The sequence below is a fragment of the Stenotrophomonas muris genome, assembly GCF_052751275.1.
The window spans coordinates 2,032,459-2,051,272 of sequence record NZ_CP199879.1; the positions used below are offsets into that span (position 1 = coordinate 2,032,459).

General features: G+C 67.2%; 20 protein-coding genes and 1 tRNA gene. 9 read left to right on the forward strand and 12 right to left on the reverse strand.

From position 1 onward, the window contains the following. Positions 1-141: 141 nt before the first annotated feature. From ACUVWL_RS09365 to ispG, 3 genes are all read right to left on the reverse strand, one after another. A complete protein-coding gene (locus tag ACUVWL_RS09365) occupies positions 142-789 on the reverse strand; it encodes a response regulator (RefSeq protein ID WP_005416124.1) in 648 nt (215 codons plus the stop codon). Between the two features lie 201 nt (positions 790-990). Next, positions 991-1,740: a phosphatase PAP2 family protein gene (locus ACUVWL_RS09370; protein WP_445979116.1), complete on the reverse strand. Its 750-nt coding sequence runs from the start codon at positions 1,738-1,740 to the stop codon at positions 991-993. Further along, on the reverse strand, positions 1,721-2,986 hold the full coding sequence (gene ispG, locus ACUVWL_RS09375) for a flavodoxin-dependent (E)-4-hydroxy-3-methylbut-2-enyl-diphosphate synthase (RefSeq protein ID WP_041863307.1): 1,266 nt from the start codon (positions 2,984-2,986) through the stop codon (positions 1,721-1,723). The genes ACUVWL_RS09370 and ispG overlap by 20 nt, the downstream gene beginning before the upstream one ends. A 114-nt stretch (positions 2,987-3,100) precedes the next feature. Between ispG and ACUVWL_RS09380 the strand changes: the two genes are divergently transcribed. Both ACUVWL_RS09380 and ACUVWL_RS09385 read left to right on the forward strand, forming a co-directional pair. Further along, on the forward strand, positions 3,101-4,327 hold the full coding sequence (locus ACUVWL_RS09380) for an ATP-binding protein (RefSeq protein ID WP_032960817.1): 1,227 nt from the start codon (positions 3,101-3,103) through the stop codon (positions 4,325-4,327). After that, entirely contained in the window at positions 4,324-4,893 is a 570-nt protein-coding gene (locus ACUVWL_RS09385; RefSeq protein WP_012510702.1) for a response regulator transcription factor, read from the forward strand. The genes ACUVWL_RS09380 and ACUVWL_RS09385 overlap by 4 nt, the downstream gene beginning before the upstream one ends. Before the next feature lie 198 nt (positions 4,894-5,091). Here ACUVWL_RS09385 and pgi read toward each other — a convergent pair whose 3' ends face one another. The 6 genes from pgi to pcnB form a co-directional block, all read right to left on the reverse strand. Beyond that, a complete protein-coding gene (pgi, locus tag ACUVWL_RS09390) occupies positions 5,092-6,606 on the reverse strand; it encodes a glucose-6-phosphate isomerase (protein WP_049442316.1) in 1,515 nt (504 codons plus the stop codon). Further along, entirely contained in the window at positions 6,603-6,983 is a 381-nt protein-coding gene (gene panD, locus ACUVWL_RS09395; protein ID WP_014646751.1) for an aspartate 1-decarboxylase, read from the reverse strand. The genes pgi and panD overlap by 4 nt, the downstream gene beginning before the upstream one ends. Before the next feature lie 161 nt (positions 6,984-7,144). Further along, positions 7,145-7,984 (reverse strand): pantoate--beta-alanine ligase, encoded by an 840-nt coding sequence (gene panC / locus ACUVWL_RS09400; RefSeq protein WP_046429939.1) that lies wholly within the window; start codon positions 7,982-7,984, stop codon positions 7,145-7,147. Next, positions 7,981-8,796 (reverse strand): 3-methyl-2-oxobutanoate hydroxymethyltransferase, encoded by an 816-nt coding sequence (panB, locus tag ACUVWL_RS09405; RefSeq protein ID WP_014646749.1) that lies wholly within the window; start codon positions 8,794-8,796, stop codon positions 7,981-7,983. Before panB ends, panC begins: the two co-directional genes overlap by 4 nt. 34 nt (positions 8,797-8,830) lie before the next feature. Further along, on the reverse strand, positions 8,831-9,316 hold the full coding sequence (folK, locus tag ACUVWL_RS09410) for a 2-amino-4-hydroxy-6-hydroxymethyldihydropteridine diphosphokinase (RefSeq protein ID WP_032960824.1): 486 nt from the start codon (positions 9,314-9,316) through the stop codon (positions 8,831-8,833). A gap of 3 nt (positions 9,317-9,319) precedes the next feature. Beyond that, on the reverse strand, positions 9,320-10,699 hold the full coding sequence (gene pcnB, locus ACUVWL_RS09415; protein WP_032960826.1) for a polynucleotide adenylyltransferase PcnB: 1,380 nt from the start codon (positions 10,697-10,699) through the stop codon (positions 9,320-9,322). Positions 10,700-10,751: 52 nt separating this feature from the next. Here pcnB and ACUVWL_RS09420 point away from each other — a divergent pair. After that, a tRNA-Glu gene (locus ACUVWL_RS09420) sits at positions 10,752-10,826 on the forward strand. 525 nt (positions 10,827-11,351) lie between these two features. Here ACUVWL_RS09420 and ACUVWL_RS09425 read toward each other — a convergent pair. Further along, positions 11,352-12,776: a sugar porter family MFS transporter gene (locus ACUVWL_RS09425; RefSeq protein ID WP_197605878.1), complete on the reverse strand. Its 1,425-nt coding sequence runs from the start codon at positions 12,774-12,776 to the stop codon at positions 11,352-11,354. 180 nt (positions 12,777-12,956) lie between these two features. Here ACUVWL_RS09425 and fdxA point away from each other — a divergent pair, with 180 nt between their 5' ends. Next, a complete protein-coding gene (gene fdxA, locus ACUVWL_RS09430; protein ID WP_005409054.1) occupies positions 12,957-13,280 on the forward strand; it encodes a ferredoxin FdxA in 324 nt (107 codons plus the stop codon). 119 nt (positions 13,281-13,399) lie between these two features. On the opposite strand, the gene ACUVWL_RS09435 is transcribed toward fdxA, so the two are convergent. Then, complete coding sequence (locus tag ACUVWL_RS09435; RefSeq protein WP_049442314.1) at positions 13,400-13,915, reverse strand: hypothetical protein; 516 nt, start codon at positions 13,913-13,915, stop codon at positions 13,400-13,402. 32 nt (positions 13,916-13,947) lie between these two features. Beyond that, positions 13,948-14,841 (reverse strand): 4-hydroxy-tetrahydrodipicolinate synthase, encoded by an 894-nt coding sequence (dapA, locus tag ACUVWL_RS09440; protein ID WP_032960833.1) that lies wholly within the window; start codon positions 14,839-14,841, stop codon positions 13,948-13,950. A gap of 163 nt (positions 14,842-15,004) precedes the next feature. On the opposite strand from dapA, the gene ACUVWL_RS09445 reads away from it, so the two are divergent. The 5 genes from ACUVWL_RS09445 to ACUVWL_RS09465 all read left to right on the forward strand — a co-directional run bounded on the left by ACUVWL_RS09445 (position 15,005) and on the right by ACUVWL_RS09465 (position 18,805). Continuing rightward, positions 15,005-15,565: a glycine cleavage system protein R gene (locus ACUVWL_RS09445; RefSeq protein ID WP_005409051.1), complete on the forward strand. Its 561-nt coding sequence runs from the start codon at positions 15,005-15,007 to the stop codon at positions 15,563-15,565. A gap of 91 nt (positions 15,566-15,656) precedes the next feature. After that, positions 15,657-16,136, forward strand: a complete 480-nt coding sequence (locus ACUVWL_RS09450) for a peroxiredoxin (protein ID WP_014646743.1) — start codon at positions 15,657-15,659, stop codon at positions 16,134-16,136. Positions 16,137-16,220: 84 nt separating this feature from the next. Next, positions 16,221-17,621 (forward strand): PhoH family protein, encoded by a 1,401-nt coding sequence (locus ACUVWL_RS09455; protein WP_014646742.1) that lies wholly within the window; start codon positions 16,221-16,223, stop codon positions 17,619-17,621. Further along, positions 17,618-18,124, forward strand: a complete 507-nt coding sequence (locus ACUVWL_RS09460; RefSeq protein WP_014646741.1) for a hypothetical protein — start codon at positions 17,618-17,620, stop codon at positions 18,122-18,124. The genes ACUVWL_RS09455 and ACUVWL_RS09460 overlap by 4 nt, the downstream gene beginning before the upstream one ends. Positions 18,125-18,136: 12 nt before the next feature. Next, positions 18,137-18,805 carry a YoaK family protein gene (locus ACUVWL_RS09465; RefSeq protein WP_032957720.1) on the forward strand — a complete coding sequence of 223 codons (669 nt, stop codon included), beginning with the start codon at positions 18,137-18,139 and terminating at the stop codon, positions 18,803-18,805. Positions 18,806-18,814: the final 9 nt, after the last annotated feature.

Below are 18,814 nucleotides of genomic sequence, written 5' to 3' on the forward strand. Positions count from 1 at the left end.
GCCGAGCCCATGCTCGGCTCCGCGCCCGCAGGCCGGAAAGCAGCCGAGCATAGGCTCGGCTCTACATTTCCTCTATCGGCAGTGACGGCGCACGGAACCTGTCGGTGGCCCTGCGGAGGGCTCAGCCGTTGGCCGAATCCCTTACAGCGGCCGTGCCGGATCCACCAGCCCGTACTGGCTGGCCATGCGCGCCAGCGCGATGTTGTCGTGGATCCCCATCTTCTCGAACAGCCGCGCCTTGTGCGTGTTCACCGTCTTCGCACTCAGGCTCAGGCGCCGCGCGATGTCTTCCTGGCGCAGGCCCTGGGTCAGCAGCAACGCCACTTCCAGCTCGCGCGGCGACAGGCTGTCGAATGGAGAGCCGTTGCCTTCAACGGTCGACAAGGCCAGGTTCTGCGCGATGCTGGTGCCCAGGTAGCGACGGCCCATGGCCACATCGCGCACCGCACGCAGCAGCTCCTGTGCATCGCAGCCCTTGCCGATGTAGCCCGCAGCCCCGGCTTCCAGCAAGCGCTTCGGCAGCGGACCGTCTTCCAGCACCGACACGATCACCACGCGGGTGTTGCGATGGCTGCGGACGATGCGCTCGGTCACCTCCATGCCACTCACGCCGGGCAGGTGCAGGTCGCACAGCACCACGTCCGGCAGCAGCTGGCGGACGTCGCGCAGCGCATCTTCGCCGGTCTCGGCTTCGCCCACCACCTCGATGTCGGTCTCCCCCGACAGGATCATCTTCATCCCGGTGCGGACCAGTGCGTGGTCATCCACCAGGTAGACTCGAATCGTCATTCACGTACCTCTTCGAATGCGGCCATTGCAGGTCAAGCTAGGCAGGGCGCCGATACCCCTGCAAGCGCGTTCGAGATGCGACCCGGGCATTCTGCCTTGCGCATCACAGTACCGCGCGTTGTGCTTGCCCCCTGTCTTGCAGAACCTGCTGCAACGAAACAACTGATCTATTACGTAGACGCCCCGGAGGGGCCATCCACGTCAATCCCCCTGTGATGATGCTTCGCTGGCCGTCGCTGGCGGCGAATCCTGACGTCGCCAAGGATGCCGGCGACTGAACATGACCAGATAGCACCCTACCACCCAAACCAGCGCGGCACACCATCCGGCCAGGATATCGGAGGGGTAATGCACGCCCAGATAGACCCGGGAGACGCTGACCAGCAGGCTGAACGCGGGCGCCAGCAGCAGCACCGGCCAGCGCCAGCGGGTGTTCCAGGCCAGCAGCACCAGGGTCACGGCCAGGGTCATCGAGCCCATCGCGTGGCCGCTGGGAAAGCTGAACGTCGATTCCGGCGCGATCGATTCCCACAGGCTGGGGCGCTGGCGCTGGAAGAAATGCTTGCTGCCCATGTTCAGCAGCGCCGAGCCGACGAAGCTGACCGCCACGAACGTGGCCTCACGCCAACGCCGGTAGCCCAGCAGCACGCCGATGATCAGCACGTCGGCGGGAATCAGGAACCATTCGTAGCCCAGCCTGGAAATGAGCACGAAGAAACGGTCCAGCAGCGGTGAGTGCAGGCCATGCATCTGCCACAGCAGCGGCGCATCGAAATGGAACGATTCAAACTCGTGCACTTCGTCGGCCAGGGCGACGAATCCCGCCAACGGCAGCAGCAGGCCACCGAACAGCAGCACCAGGCGCCAGGCATTGTGCGCCATCCAGTGGCGGAAACCGGAGGCGGACTCCGGCGCAGCGAGGATCGCAGGCTTATCCGGCGCTTCGGACATATTTGTGTTCGACGTAATCGTCGATCAGGGCGACGAACTCCTGGGCGATGTTCTCGCCACGCAGGGTCACCTTCTTCTCGCCATCGACGAACACGGGCGCGGCCGGGGTTTCACCGGTGCCCGGCAGGGAAATACCGATGTTGGCGTGCCGCGACTCACCCGGCCCATTGACGATGCAGCCCATCACCGCCAGGGTCATGTTCTCCGCACCCGGATGGTGGATCTTCCACAGCGGCATCTTCTCGCGCACGTGGTTCTGCACCACCTTGGCCAGTTCCTGGAAGAACTCGGAGGTGGTGCGGCCGCAGCCCGGACAAGCCGTGACCAGCGGCGTGAAGGCACGCTGGCCGGTGGTCTGCAGCAGTTCCTGGGCGACGATCACTTCCTGCGTGCGCGACTGGCCCGGTTCCGGGGTCAGCGAGATGCGGATGGTGTCACCGATGCCTTCCTGCAGCAGCACGCCCAGCGCCGCCGACGAGGCGACGATGCCCTTGCTGCCGATACCGGCCTCGGTCAGGCCCAGGTGCAGGGCAAAATCGGAGCGCTGGGCCAGGTCGCGGTACACCGCGATCAGCTCCTGCACGCCACTGACCTTGGCCGACAGCACGATGCGATCGCGCGGCAGGCCGAGCTCCACCGCCTGCTCGGCCGAATCCAGCGCCGAACGGATCAGCGCCTCGCGCAGCACGCGACCGGCATCCCAGGGCTGCTCGCGCAGGTTGTTCTCGTCCATCAACTTCGCCGCCAGGGCCTGGTCCAGCGAGCCCCAGTTGGCACCGATGCGCACCGGCTTGTTGTAGCGGATCGCGAACTCGATCAACTGAGCGAACTGCAGATCCTTCTTCTTGCCGAAGCCGACGTTGCCCGGATTGATGCGGTACTTGGCCAGCGCTTCGGCACATGCCGGCTCGGCGGTCAGCAGCTGGTGGCCGTTGTAGTGGAAATCACCGATCAGCGGCACGTCGATGCCCATCATCGCCAGCTTGTCGACGATGCGCGGGATCGCCGCAGCGGCTTCCACGGTATTGACGGTCAAACGCACCATTTCCGAACCGGCCCGCCACAGCTCGGCCACCTGCTTCACGCTGGAGGCCACGTCGGACGTGTCGGTGTTGGTCATCGACTGCACCACGACCGGCTTGCCTCCGCCTACGGTGACCCCGCCGATCTGCACGGCATGGGTCTGGCGGCGGGGCCAGGAGGTGGCATCGGAGGGAGGAGTCGGGCGGGTGACGGCGTCGTGCATGGGCGCATTCTACCGCCCGCCCCCGCATTCCGGGTGACTCGCATTCAGCCGGTGGCACGGCTGCGGCCGATTGTCGCAGGCACAGCCGCCCGTGAACGCATACGATGAGCGTGAATGACCGGTCCCGACGCCCCGTTTCTCCGTACCCTGTGCAGCCTGCGCTGGCTTGCCGTAGGCGGCCAGGCCGCCACCATCCTGGTTGCCACCTGGGTGCTGGGCCTGCCGTTGCCGCAGCTGCCGCTATGGGCCGGCGTGGCGGTGCTGGCCCTGTTCAACATCTATACCCAGTTGCGTCCGGACGCGGCTGACACCGCACCGCTGACCGCGTTCGGCCACATCCTGGTGGACGTGATCATCCTGACCTGGATGGTCGGCTGGAGCGGCGGCATGGCCAACCCGTTCAGCTCGCTGTTCCTGATCCTGATCGCGCTGGCCGCGTTCGCCCTGCCCCTGCGCTGGGCATTGGCGGTCGCACTGGCCTGCCTGCTCGGCTACGCCGCCAGCGGCATCTTCGGCCAGCCATTGCCGGACGGTTATTTCCGCGCGCAGGACCTGAATCGCTGGGGCGTGGTCGCCAACTTCCTGATCTCCGCCGCGGTGGTACTGGCCTTCTCCACCCGGCTGGCGCTGGCCCTGCGGGAGCGCGAACTGGAACTGTCGGCACTGCGCGAGCGCTTCGCCCGCAACGAGGGCATCGTCGCGCTGGCCACCCATGCCGCCTCGGTGGCGCATGAACTGAACACGCCGCTGGCGACCATGACCCTGCTCGCCGACGATGTGGCCGAGCGCAGCGAAGAGCCGGAAGTGCGCGAGGACATGGAAACCCTGCGCGAGCTGCTGGTGCAGTGCCGGGAGCGCGTGCTGGCGCTGGCTGCTCCGGCCTCGGCCGACGCACCGGGCCGCAGCCATTCCAGCGCACAGCAGGTGCTGGAGCAATGGCGCCTGGTGCGGCCGACCATCGACCTGCACCGCAACGATGATGCGCCGCTGCGGCTGCCGCTGGACCCGGGCGTAGGCCATCTGCTGATGGTCCTGCTCAACAACGCCGCCGATGCCGGCGAGAAAGCCGGCCGGCCACGCGTGGACCTGGACCTGCGCATCGAAGGCGACGACCTGATCGGCGAAGTCCGCGACTACGGCCATGGCTTCGACGCCCGTGCCGCCGTGCTGCCGGGCAAGCTGTTCGGCAGCAGCAAGAGCGAGGGCATGGGCGTCGGCCTGGCCCTGTCCCATGCCACCATCGAACGCCTCGACGGCGAGATGTGGATGCGCCCGGCCCAGGGGGCCGGCAGCCGCGTCGGCTTCCGCCTGCCGCTGGCCCCACGCGAGGACACCCCATGAGCCTTCACCATTCCACCCTGGGCCTGCTGGTCGACGACGACGAGCTGTACCTGCGTACCCTGCAACGCAGCCTGGCCCGCAAGGGGCTTGAAACGCAGACCGCACAGGATGCCGCCAGTGCGCTGGCGCTGGCCCGGCAGCATCCACCGGCGTTCGCGCTGATCGACCTGAAGCTGGGCAGCGATTCCGGCCTGGCACTGATCCAGCCGCTGCGCGCGCTGCGCGCGGACATGCGGATCCTGCTGGTGACCGGCTACGCCAGCATCGCCACCGCGGTGGAGGCGATCAAGCTGGGTGCGGATGATTACCTGCCGAAGCCGGCCACGGTGCCGATGATCCTGCGCGCCCTCGGCGAGGAAGACGACGGCCCGGCCGACGATGGCGAAATGGAAGTGCCCGATGCGATGACGCCGATCAGCCGCCTGCAGTGGGAACACATCCAGCAGGCGATGCACGAGACCGGCGGCAACGTGTCAGCGGCCGCGCGCCTGCTCGGCATGCACCGGCGCTCGCTGCAGCGCAAACTGGCCAAGCGGCCAAGCCCGGAGCGCGACCCGAGCCGGTGATGCGGTAGTGCCGGCCGCTGGCCGGCAACCCATCTGCTGCGGTAGTGCCGGCCGCTGGCCGGCAACCCATCCGCTGCGGTAGTGCCGGCCGCTGGCCGGCAACCCATCTGCTGCGGTAGTGCCGGCCGCTGGCCGGCAACCTCATGAACGATTGAAGCATCACCTGGATGCCGGCCAGCGGCCGGCACTACCAGAGCATCAGCGCTTCAGCTGCGCCAGGATCTCGCGGGTCATCGGATCGGCAACCGCCACATCCTCGCCCTGCAGCGCCGGCAGCAGGCCACTGGCCAGTTGCTTGCCGAGCTCGACACCGAACTGGTCGAACGCGTTGATGTTCCAGATCACCGACTGCACGTACACGGCGTGTTCGTACATGGCGATCAGCGCACCCAGTGCCTGCGGGGTCAGCGCGTCGAGCAGGATCAGCGTGCTCGGCCGCCCGCCCGGGTAATCACGGTGCGGATCGTCGCTGCTCTGGCCATTGGCCAGCGCCTCGGTCTGTGCCAACAGGTTGGCCAGCAGGGCCTGGTGATTGATCGTGTAGGGATCATCGTTGTGCACACAGCCGATGAAGTCGGCCGGAACGACGCTGGTGCCCTGGTGCAGCGCCTGGAAGAAGCTGTGCTGCACATCGGTGCCTGCCCCACCCCACCACACCGGCACGGTGTCGGTGGTGACCGGCGCACCATCACGCTGCACGCGCTTGCCCAGGCTTTCCATCACCAGCTGCTGCAGGTAGGCCGGCAGCAGCGCCAGACGCTGGTCGTAGGTCATCACCGCATGCGTGGCATGGCCCAGCAGGTTGCGGTTCCAGATGTCGGTCAGGCCATGCAGCACCGGCAGGTTGCGCTCCAGCGGTGCATCCAGCGCATGCGCATCCATCTGTGCGGCGCCTTCCAGCAGCTGCTCAAAGCGCTCGAAGCCGATCGCCAACGCGATCGGGAAACCGACCGCCGACCACAGCGAATAGCGGCCACCCACCCAGTCCCACATCGGCAGTACGCGATCGGCGGCGATCGCGAAGGCCTTGGCGGCGCGATCCGGATTGGCGCTGACTGCATACAGGCGCTCGCTGCCGCCCAGCCAGTCGTGCAGGATCTGGCCGTTGAGCAGCGTTTCCTGCGTACCGAAGGTCTTGGAGATGAGGATGCCGGCGGTCTTGGCCGGATCCAGCGTGGCCAGCGTGCGCTGCATGGCGGCGCCGTCCACGTTCGAGACGAAATGCACGCGCAGGCGCGCACCGCTGACCGGACGCAGCGCGTCGGCGACCAGGCGCGGGCCAAGGTCGGAACCACCGATGCCGACGCTGACCACATCGGTCACGCCACTGTCTTCCAGCGCGCGCACCAGCACGCCCATGCGCTGGCGGATCGCGCGCGCGGTGGCATAGGCCTCGGCCGCCACCGGCGCATCGACCACATCGCCGCGCAGCGCGGTATGCAGCGCGGCGCGCCCTTCGGTCAGGTTGACCTGTTCGCCGCGGAACAGGCGCGTGATGGCACCACCGACATCACGCTCGGCAGCCAGCGCCAACAGCGCCTGCAACGCCGCGGCATCGTATTTCTGCCGGGCGAAATTGACGTACAACGGACCGACCCGCAGCGCCAGCTCCTGTACACGGCCGGGTTCGGCGGCGAGCAGGCTGGGAATGCTTGCGCCCTTCAGGCGCTGGGCGTGGGAATGCAGCGAGTCGAATCCGTTGTTCGTTGTCATGCGGCCTGGGTCGGGATCGTGTCGTTGGTGTGGGTGATCTGGTTGTTGCCATCAACGTACACCAGCTTCGGCCTGAAGCTGTCAGCTTCCTGCTCGGTCATGCTGGCGAACGCGGCGATGATGATGATGTCACCGACCTGCACGTGGCGCGCGGCGCCACCGTTGAGCGAGACAACGCCGCTGCCGGCTTCGGCGCGGATGGCATAGGTCGAGAAACGCGCACCATTGGTCACGTCCCAGATGTGCACCTGCTCGAACTCGCGGATGCCGGTGGCAGCCAGCAGGTTGTCATCGATGGCGATCGAGCCTTCGTAGTTCAGCTCGGAATGGGTGACGGTGGCGCGATGGATCTTGGTCTTGAGCAGGGACAGGTGCATGGGGGCGCTGCAACGGCAAAGGAAAGAGCGGATTCTAGCACCCGCGCAGCGCGGGGCATCACGGCCGGCAACCTGTTCAGGTAGCCGGTGAAACCGGGGTCAGAACCCTTTTCCCCTGGAAAAGGGATCTGACCCCATGCATCGCGCGGCGCCGCCGGAACTCAGAACTCCAGGTTGTCGATCAACCGGGTGGTTCCCAGGCGCGCGGCAATCAGCGCCACGCGGCCACCGCCGTCGAAGGTCGGCTCGGCCAGCTCCGGGGTGCGCAGCACCGCGTAGTCGACCTGGAACCCGGCTGCCTGCAATGTGGCCGTGGCGTCGGCTTCGATGCGATCACGTGCCTGCCCCGCCACGTAGCCCTCGCGCATGCCCAGCAGGGTGCGGTGGATGGTGGTCGCGACCGGGCGCTGTTCGTCGCTCAGGTACTGGTTGCGCGAACTCTTGGCCAGGCCATCCTCGTCGCGCACGATCTCAGCACCGACGATCTGGATCGGGAACGACAGCTCGGCCACCATCTGCCTGATCACGGCAAGCTGCTGGTAGTCCTTGCGGCCGAACACGGCCACGTCCGGCTGCACCTGCAGGAACAGGCGCGCCACCACCGTGCAGACGCCATCGAAGTGCCCCGGGCGGCTGGCGCCTTCCAGCACTTCACTGACACCCGGCGCGTGCATGCGCGTGGTCCTGTCCACGCCCAGCGGATACATCGTCTCCACGCTGGGCAGCCACACGGCATCGCAGCCGACCTGCTCCAGCCCGGCCACGTCGGCCTCGGGCGTGCGCGGGTAGCGACTGAAATCCTCGTTGGGGCCGAACTGGGTCGGATTGACGAAGATGCTCGCCACCACCTTGTCGGCGTACTGGCGGGCCAGGGTCACCAGCGAATGGTGCCCCCCATGCAGGTTGCCCATGGTCGGCACCAGCGCCACGCGCAGGCCCTCACGCTTCCACTGGGCGATCTGCTCGCGCAACGCGCCGAGCTCGTTGAAGGTCTGGATCATTGGGCGTAGGCGTGCTGTTCGTCGGGGAAGCTGCCGTCGCGCACCGCGTCGGCAAAGGCGCGGGTGGCACCGGCCACCGAGCCACCTTCGGCAAGGAAATCCTTGACGAACTTGGGACGGCGATGGCCACTGTCCAGGCCGAGGAAATCGTGCAGCACCAGCACCTGGCCATCGCACTGCGGGCCCGCGCCAATGCCGATGGTCGGCACATCCACCGCAGCGGTCACTTCGGCAGCGACCGGGGTCGGCACGCATTCGAGCACCATGATGCTGGCGCCTGCGGCGGCCACGGCCCTGGCGTCCTCCACCAGCTGGCGCGCAGCATCGCCGCGGCCCTGGATCTTGAAGCCGCCCAGTCGCAGCACCGACTGCGGGGTCAGGCCGAGGTGCGCGCAGACCGGAATCTCGCGCTCGACCAGGTAGCGGATGATGTCGACCTTGAAGCCGGCACCTTCGATCTTGACCATCTCGGCACCGGCCTGCAGCAGCTGCAGCGAGGCATCCAGCGCGCGTTCCGGGGTGGCATCGGCGCCGAACGGCAGGTCGGCCACCAGCAGCGCACGCTGCAGCACGCGGGCCACGGCCCGGGTGTGGTAGACCATGTCGGCCACGGTCACCGGCAGGGTCGAATCATGACCCTGCACGACCATGCCCAGCGAATCGCCGATCAGGATCAGATCGACGCCGTTGGCATCGAAGGTGCGGGCGAAGCCGGCGTCGTAGGCGGTCAACATGACCAGCTTCTGGCCATTGCGCTTGGCCTCGGCCAGGGCGGGAACGGTCCAGGGCTTGCTGTCTGCGTGGGTGCTCATGTGCTGATAACCGGGGGAGATAACCCGGGCATTATCACCCTATCGGCGCGATCCCGCAGGCATCGACCCGCATCACTGCATCCTGCACGCGTCCATGGCCAGGAATTGTAAGTTCCGGCGCGATTTCGGCCAGCGGCACCAGCACGAAGGCACGCTCGTGCAGGTACGGATGCGGCACCTTCAGCCCAGGCTGGTCGAGCGCTTGCGCGCCATACAGCAGCAGGTCCAGGTCCAGCGCGCGCGGGCCCCAGTGCACTGCCGGATCACGCGTGCGACCGAAGCGCTGCTCCAGCGCCAGCATGGCCTGCAGCAGCTCATCGGCCGGCAAGGTGGTTTCGACCGAGGCCACCGCATTGACGAACGGCGGCTGGTCTTCATTGCCCCAGGCCGGCGTTGCGTAAAGCCGCGAGGCCTGGCGCAGCCGGGTCCCGGGCAGGCCGTCCAGCGCGGCAATCGCCGCGCCGACGGTGGCGGCCGCGTCGCCGAGGTTGGCGCCGAGGCCGATCCAGGCGAGGGTCATCGCTTACTCGCCCGCTGCACCGGCCGCGGCACCCGGACGACGGCGGCGACGGCGGCGCTTGCGCGGCGCTCCGCTCTCGTCATCGCCATCTTCGCTGTGCATCGCATCTAGCGACGACTCCAGCTCACGACCGGACTGCGCCTGCGCTTCGCGCCAGAACTCGACATCGGCGGCGTGCTCGGACGACGCCACCTGGCGCAGGCTGAGGAAATCGAACGCGGCACGGAAGCGCGGATGGGTCAGGGTGCGGAACACGCGCTTGCGCTGGCGCGAGCTGAAGCGCGACTGCAGCAGCCAGATTTCCTGCATCGGCAGCGAGAAGCGGCGCGGCAGCGCGATGGTGCTCAATTGCTGCACGGTGACGCGGTCGGCGGCGCGGCGCTGCGCCTCTTCCGGTGCCACGCCCTGCTTGAGCAGGGTCGCCTGTGCACGGCAGAACGCCGGCCACAGCAGCAGCGCGAACAGGAACGCCGGCGAGACCGGTTCGTCGTTGGCCACCCGCGCATCGGTATTGGCCAGGCCCTCGACCAGCATGCGGCGCAGCGCGCCGGTGCGGTTGGCTTTCAGCGCCTTGGCGCTTTCCGGGAACAGCACGTCGAGCAGGCCGTAACGCTCAAGGCCTTCGAAGCTGGCCACGCCGTGTCCGGACAGGAACAGCTTGAGCACTTCCTCGAACAGGCGCGCTGGCGCGGCTTCGTTGAGCAGGCCGGCCAGGTGCGGGATCGGCGCGGCAGTACCCTCTTCGATCTGGAAGCCGAGCTTGGCCGCCAGGCGCACCGCTCGCAGCATGCGTACCGGGTCTTCCTGGTAGCGCTGCACCGGGTCGCCGATCAGCTTCATCAGGCGCGCCTGCACGTCCTCGAAACCACCGGTGTAGTCGCGCACCGAGAAGTCCTCGATGGCGTAGTACAGGGCGTTGCAGGTGAAGTCGCGGCGGATGGCGTCGTCTTCGATGGTGCCGTACACGTTGTCGCGCACGAGCATGCCGTTTTCCATCTCGCGGTCGCCGCTGCCGTCATCGCTGTTGGCACGGAAGGTGGCGACTTCGATGATTTCGCGACCGAACACTACGTGGGCGAGGCGGAACCGGCGGCCGATCAGGCGGCAGTTGCGGAACAGCTGCTTGACCTGCTCGGGCGTGGCGTCGGTGGCCACGTCGAAATCCTTGGGTTGGCCATTGACCAGCAGATCGCGCACCGCGCCGCCGACAAGGTAGGCGCCGAAGCCGGCATCGCGCAGGCGGTAAAGCACGCGCAGGGCGTTCGGGCTGATGTCCTTGCGGGAGATCGTGTGCTGGTCGCGCGGGATGACGCGCAGGCTGAACGGTGATGTAGCAGAGGAAATGATGTTGGCGCTTCCGGTTGAAGTTTCGGGATTGCCCAATGGCATCGAGGTGCATATACTAGCGCTCCTGCCTCGGCAGCGACACAGTTACGCTCCCTTCGTCTAGTGGTTAGGACGTGGCCCTCTCAAGGCTAAAACAGGGGTTCGAGTCCCCTAGGGAGCGCCAGTCGCCGCAGCAGGAACCGAAAAAGCCCGCCTTGTGCGGGCTTTTCTGTTTTTCGGGATTGCAGTGATTGCGGTCGGGTTGGTCGCTTTGGCGCCTCCCTGCAATCGGCTCGAGCCGGTGGGGTCACCCAGGGCAGGACACGCCGTGAACCCATCCATGGGGGCTCGATGGCGCCATCCTTGGCGCCAACGGTCCTGCCCTGGGTGACCCCACCGACTCTGGACGGTTTCCCGCCAGCTGCGGCAACAACCGACCAGCGCTTCGCCGCATCCGCACGCACCATGAAACTGTCAGGAGGGGGCAGGCCGCCCTCTCCAGGACCGTTGGCGCGATGGGTTGGGCGCATGCGCCCGACGGGTTGGGCAGGAGCCCAAGCCTGGTCTTGCCGAGTGCGCAGGACAGCGCACGCGAGCAAGGCGCCATCGAGCACCATGGATGGGCTCTTGCGTGTCCTGGAGAGGGCGGCCTGCCCCCCACACTCTGGACAAGCAGGCGCCAACGGAACGCAACCGAAGCCAGTCGCCGTCAGCCTTCCATCTGCTCCAGCTCCTTGCCCTTGGTCTCGCGTACGTAGCGGACCACGAAGACGATCGAGAGGATCGCCGCGACCGCGTAGATGCCATAGGCGCCGGCCAGGCCGATGCCGGCCAGCAGCATCGGGAAGGTCACGGTGATCGCGAAGTTCGAGGTCCATTGCGCCGCACCCGCCACCGCCAGCGCCGGGCCGCGGATCTGGTTGGGGAACATCTCGCCCAGCATCACCCACATCACCGGGCCCCAGGACATGTTGAAGAACACCACGTAGACGTTGGCGGCGACCAGCGCCAGCCGCCCCATGCCATCGGACAGCTGCAGGCGCCCGCCGGCCAGGCTGCCGCTGGCAAACGCCACCACCATCAGCACCAGCGCCACCGACATGCCGACCGAGCCGACCCACAGCAGCGGCTTGCGCCCGATGCGGTCGATCAGCAGCACGGTGAGCAGGCAGGCGCCGATGCTCAGCGCGCCGGACAGCACATTGATCAGCAGTGCGTCGCTTTCAGAGAAGCCCACCGCCTGCCACAGCACCGCGCCGTAGTAGAACACCACGTTGATGCCGACCAGCTGCTGGAACATGGCCAGGCCGATGCCCACCCAGAGGATCGGGCGCAGCCTGCCGGTAGCCCTGCTGCGCAGGTCGCCGAAGCGCGGCTTGTGCTGGTCCTGTTCCAGGCTGGCTTCGATCTCGGCCTGCTTGGCCCGGGCAGCGGCCTCGCCGTACAGTCGCGACAACACCGCCCTCGCCTGCCCCTGGCGGCCCTTCAGCACCAGGAAGCGCGGGCTTTCCGGAATCACCAGCAGCAACAGCAGGAACAGCGCGGAGGGCAGCGCCTGCATCCAGAACATCCATCGCCAGGCTTCGTGGCCCAGCCACAGCGGCTCGGTCGAGGCGCCGGCGGCGCGGGCCAGCAGGTAATTGCTGAGGAAAGCCGCGAACAAACCGCAGATGATGGCCATCTGCTGCACCGTGGCCAGCCGGCCGCGATAGCGCGCCGAGGCGACTTCGGCGATGTAGGCCGGTGACATCACGCTGGCCGCCCCCACCGCAAAGCCGCCCAGCACGCGGGCCGCGATGAACAGCCAGGACGCGTGGGCCGCCCCGGCGCCCAGCGCCGAGACCAGGAACATCAGCGCGGACACGATCAGGACACCACGGCGCCCCAAGCGGTCGCCCAACCAACCGGCCAGGAAGGCACCGATCGCGCAGCCCAGCAGCATCGAGGCAACTTCGAAACCCAGCGCCGCCTCGCTGGAGTTGAAGGCCTGGCGCAGGCCATCGACCGTGCCGTTGATGACACCGCTGTCGAAGCCGAACAGGAAGCCACCAAGCGTGGCCACGCAACTGATCAGGACGATGAACGCCGTGTTTTCACCACCGTGGGAGGCGGTGCGGGACGGGGCCTGGGACATGGACGATCCTGCTGGGAAGGGAGCCCGGCCACCAGGACCGGTTGTCGCGCAGCCTCGCACACGCCCTGCCGTGCCGCCAATGGCCGCGCCTGCCAGACGCCCGTTTTCCGTCCCATCCCGACACCGGGGGCCAACCTGTTCTAGAATTGGCGGGTTCAGGAATCGATCCACCCCCAGCCCATGCCCTTTGTCGTCACCGAAAACTGCATCAAGTGCAAACACACCGATTGCGTGGAAGTGTGCCCCGTGGATTGCTTCCACGAAGGCCCGAACTTCCTGGTGATCGACCCGGATGAGTGCATCGACTGCACCCTCTGCGAGCCGGAGTGCCCGGTCAACGCGATTTTCCCCGAGGACGACGTCCCCGCCGGCCAGGAAGGCTTCGTTGCCCTCAACGCCGAGCTGGCGAAGGAGTGGCCGGTGCTGACCGTGCGCAAGGACCCGCCCGCCGACGCCGGCGAATGGGACGGCAAGCCGGACAAGCTGAAGCTGCTGGAGCGCTGAGAAGCGCCCGCGGCGGCAACGGAAAAGGGCGCCCATGGCGCCCTTTTCTGTTCTCGGTAGGTGCCAACCTTGGTTGGCACAAAAGCGCCGACCAAGGTCGGCCTCCACCAGGGCGGCCCTTACTGAGCCAGCTTCGCCTTCAGCGCGGCGATCAGCTTCACCGGCGCTTCGGCGGTGGCCGGCAGGCCACGCGGGTCGACCGCGGAGATGTAGGCACCTGCATCAACCGCCACCACGCGGACCAGGAAGTTGCTGCCTTCGTAGGCCACGTCGTACGAGCCCAGCAGCTGCGCGCGGCTGGCGATGGTCACGCCTTCGACGCCTTCCAGCGCGGTACCGACCTTGGCGAAGGCTTCATCCTTGCCACCGGCAACGGTGAAACCGGTGTTGCCCACCGCCGGGGCTGCGGCGACCGGCGCCGCCGGCTTGGTGGCCGAGGCCAGTGTCGGCACCTTGTTGTCGGTGGTGGCGTTGGGCAGGTTCAGGTCCGGCGGTACTTCCAGCGGGCGCATCTCCGGGGCCAGGGCGTAGTCGCCCTTGACGCCACGCTTGAAGCAGCCGGTGGTGCCGGCCGCAACAGCTACAGCAAGCAGGGCGTAGGACAGCACGCGGACAGTGGAAACGGATTGACGCATGTGAATCTCCTGGGTCAGACCAAGACGGAAGGTCAGTGGCTGGAAAGGGCTTCGAGGGCGGCGATGTCGCCGGCAAGGTGGTCGGCCGCGGGATGATGTGCTGCCGACAGCGGCAGCAGCGGCAGGCGCAGGTCATGGCCGATGCCGATGCGGCGCAGCAGCGCCTTGACCGGGATCGGGTTGGGTTCGACGCCACAGAAATCATGGAAGGGATGCAGGCGCGCGTCCCACGACTCGGTGGCTTCGTGGTCGTGCGCGGCAGCCAGCTCGCACATCCGGCGATACGCGCCCGGAAGCACGTTGGAACCGACCGAGATCAGGCCATCGATGCCGGCCCGGATCGAACGCGCGGCGGTGCCGTCGTCGCCACTGAGCACCGCGAACGTCGGGCTGCGCAGCGCCAGCAGCGCCTGCACCCGGCCGGTGTCACCCACCGCTTCCTTGATGCCGACGATATTGGGGTGGCTGGCCAGTTCGGCCACGGTCTCCGGCTGCATGTCGCAGCCGGTACGGCCGGGCACGTTGTACAGCACGACCGGCAGCCCGCCCTGGTCGGCCACCGCGCGATAGTGCGCGATCAGGCCAGCCTGGGTCGGCCGCACGTACGGCGGGGTGACCACCAGTGCGTGGCTGGCGCCAAGGGCGGCGGCACGGCGGGTCTGTTCGATGGTCTTGGCGGTGCCCGACAGGCCGGTGCCGGCCATGACCGGGATGCGGCCGCCGATGCGTTCGACGGCGCTGGCCAGCAGCTGGTCGTACTCGGCATCGGTCAGGGTCGCCGCTTCGCCGGTCGAGCCAGCCACGACAACGCCATGGACGCCACCCTCCAGTTGCAGGTGCAGCAGGCGCTGCCAACCATCGGGATCGAGGGCGCCGTCGGCCCGGAACGGGGTCGCCAGCGCGGTGATGAGGCCGGAAAGGGACAAGGACGTGCTGCTCTTGGCTGGGAAGGGAAACGCCCGCCACGAAAGGCTGGGGGCGGCCTGAATGTTACTTGCGGCGCGAAAGCACGGGCAAGTATGCTGGACACCGGTGGATCCCCGCCTCTGGCGGGCATTCAGACTCACGCATGCATTACCCGGAATCGCCTTGACCGACACCACCCCGCGCCCCGCGCCGAGCGAAAACCACCTCCTGATCAACGCCTATACGACGCATCCGGAGTCCCCCCTGCTGTCCGTCACCCGCCGCATCGCCGACAGCGGCTGCAACCTGGTGGACGCACGCCTGGCCACGGTCGGCCGCGATGTCTCGGTCACCGCCCTGGCCACCGGCTCCTGGGACTCGGTGGCCAAGCTCGAGGCGATGCTGACCCGGCTGGAGCGCGAGGAGGGCCTGAAGCTGGTCTGGTACCGCACCGCCGCCAAGCAGGCGCAGTCCAACCTGCTGCCGTACATCGTCGAAGTGATCGCCGCCGACAAGCCGGGCATCCTGTTCCAGCTGGCCGACTTCTTCGACCGCCAGGGCATCACCATCGAGAACCTGCAGAGCACGCGCTACCGCGCCATGCAGACCGGTGCGGAAATGTTCAGTGCACAGGTCACCATCGGCGTGCCGGCCAACATGCACATCGCCGCGCTGCGCGACGATTTCCTTGAGTTCTGCGACCACCTGAACCTGGACGCGATCATGGACCCGATGAAGTTCTGAATGAATTCCTGATTTTTCGCGCGCCTCTCACGGGCGCGTGGCGTTTCATGCAATTGTCTTGGAAAGAACCCAGGCTCGACAGAAGGACCTCATGAACAACGGCGATACCCTGGACAGCACCACCCTCTCCCTGCCGCTGGCGCTGTCCGGTGGCGACCAGGCCACCCTCGGCGACTATGCCGGCCAGTGGCTGGTGCTGTACTTCTACCCCAAGGACAGCACTCCCGGCTGCACCACCGAAGGTATCGACTTCAACGCGCTGCTGCCGAAGTTCAAGAAGGCCGGCGCGGTCGTGCTGGGCGTCTCGCGCGATTCGGTGAAGTCGCACGACAATTTCTGTGCCAGGCAGGGCTTCGGCTTCCCCCTGGTCAGCGATGGCGACGAAGCGCTGTGCAGCGCCTTCGACGTGATCAAGATGAAGAACATGTACGGCAAGCAGGTACGTGGCATCGAACGCAGCACCTTCCTGATTTCCCCCGACAGCCGCATCGTGCAGTCCTGGCGCAAGGTCAAGGTCGCCGGCCATGCCGATGCCGTTCTCGCCGAACTGAAGGCCTCCCAGTCCAAGTGAGTCCCACTGCCTACTGTGTCTGCCATCACCCTGCCCGGCAGCAGGCCGTGGTGGTTTTTCCCTGTCCGTAACCAGGAATCGACGATGACCCGAGGCAAGCGCATCTACGTGCTGGATACCAACGTGCTGATGCACGATCCGACCGCGCTGTTCAAATTCGAGGAGCACGACGTTTACCTGCCCATGCAGGTGATCGAGGAGCTGGACAACGGCAAGAAGGGCACCTCCGAAGCGAGCCGCAACGCCCGCCAGGTGAGCCGCTTCCTCAACGAGCTGGTGCAGGCCTCCGGCCTGGACAACCTGGCCGACGGCATTCCGCTGCAGCGCCCGAATGGGCTGCAGCTGCGCGGCAAGCAGAGCGCCGGCAAGCTGCGCTTCCAGACCAGCCATTTCGACGCTGGCAAGAGCTTCGGCAAGGTGATCCCGGACAACGCCATCCTCGGCGCGATCCTGGCCCTGAAGGAAGAAACCCCCGACCTGCCGGTGGTGTTCGTCTCCAAGGACATCAACCTGCGGATCAAGGCCGCCATCGCCGGCATCGTGTCCGAGGACTACGAGAACGACCGCGCGCTGGACGATTTCAGCCTGCTCTACACCGGCGCTACCGAGCTGCCGGAAGACTTCTGGAAGCGCCACGGCGACGACCTGCGCAGCTGGAGCGACAAGGGCCGTACCCATTACGAAATCCAGGCGCAGGACGGCGAGGAGTGGTACCCGAACCAGTACGTCTACCTGCCCGGCGAAGATGAAGTCGAGCTGCGCGTCAGCCGCGTGGTCGGTGACGGCAAGGTGGTGCTGTCGCTGGTCGATGATTTCCGCCACGGCAGCCACGCCGTGTGGGGCATCAGCGCACGCAACCGCGAGCAGAACTTCGCCCTCAACGCACTGATGGATCCGGAGATCGACTTCGTCACGCTGCTGGGTACCGCCGGCACCGGCAAGACCCTGCTGGCGCTGGCCGCCGGCCTGGCGCAGACGATGGACCAGCAGCGCTACCGCGAGATCATCATGACCCGCGCCACGGTCAGCGTCGGCGAGGACATCGGTTTCCTGCCCGGCACCGAAGAAGAGAAGATGACGCCGTGGATGGGCGCGCTGACCGACAACCTGGAAGTGCTCACGCACAACCAGGAAGGCGGCACGTGGGGGCGCCAGGCGACCAACGACCTGCTGGCCAGCCGCATCAAGATCCGCTCGATGAACTTCATGCGCGGCCGCACGTTCCTGTCGCGCTACCTGATCCTGGACGAGGCACAGAACCTCACCCCGAAGCAGATGAAGACGCTGATCACCCGCGCCGGCCCCGGCACCAAGATCGTCTGCCTGGGCAACGTCGAGCAGATCGACACCCCGTACCTGACCGAGACCACCTCGGGCCTGACCTACGCGGTGGATCGCTTCAAGAACTGGCCGCATAGTGCACACATCACCCTGCGCCGTGGCGAGCGTTCGCGCCTGGCCGATTACGCTTCGGAGGTGTTGTGAACCGCCGCACCCGCCTGCTGCTGCCCACGGCTGCAATCACCCTCGCAGCCGTGCTGGGCGCCTGCACCACTACGCGCGGCCCGGCCAGTGTGCCCACCGCCGAGCGCACCGGCCAGTCCTGGGTGGTCACCCGCCCGATCATCGCCGCGCAGGTGCTCGACACCTGCTCGCGGCCCAGCCCCGGCCGCGAGGCCGGGCGGGTCAGTGGCTACTGGGCACCCAGCCGGCAGCAGATCGACCAGCTGGAAGCGAACCTGTCTTCGCTGGAGGCCCAGGTGCCGAAGGTGCTCGACTTTGACCGGCAGTACGTCGGCATCGAAAGCGCAGGCCGACGGCTGATCTACATCAATGCCTTCCACCTGCCCGACGACAGCGGCATCAATCCGGCCCGCGAAGCGATCCGCGTCTGCGATGGCGGCGCGCAGTTCTGGGGCGCGGTGTTCGACCCGGCCAGCAACACCTTCAGCGAGCTGCAGTTCAACGGCGGCTTCGGCGGGCCCTGAGGGGCCCCGCCGATGGGAATACGCCTGCCCACCTGGGTCTGGATCGGCGCGGTCGCGCTCTCGTGCGTGGCCGGCATGGTCAACGTGGTCGGCTTCCTCGGTTTCGAGCACCAGGCGGTCAGCCACATGACCGGCAGTACCAGCCAGCTCGGCATGGCACTGGCCCAGGGTGACTGGCGCGCGGTCGGACACCTGTGGGGACTGCTGATCGCGTTCTCGCTGGGCGCAATGCTCAGCGGCCTGCTGATCCAGGACAGCACCCTGCAGCTGGGCCGACGCTACGGCGTGGCGCTGGCGCTGGAGTCAGCACTGTTGCTGGTAGCCATTCCGCTGTTCGAACGGCACCAGATATGGGGTGCACTGGCCGCTGCCATGGCCTGCGGCCTGCAGAATGCGATGGCCACCACCTTCAGCGGCGCGGTGGTGCGCACCACCCACCTCAGCGGCATGTTCACCGACCTCGGCATCGGCTTGGGCCACCTGCTGCGCGGGTTGCCACTGCAGGTACGGCGACTGACCCTCAGCGGCCTGATCATCAGCGGCTTCCTCGCCGGCGGCATCCTCGGCGCCTGGCTGTTCGTGCGCTGGCAGTACGACGCCCTGCTTGCCCCCGCCCTGCTGACCGGCCTGACCGGACTGGGTTATGTGCTGTACCAGCAGTGGGCGCGTTGGCGGCATTGAGGGCGGCGC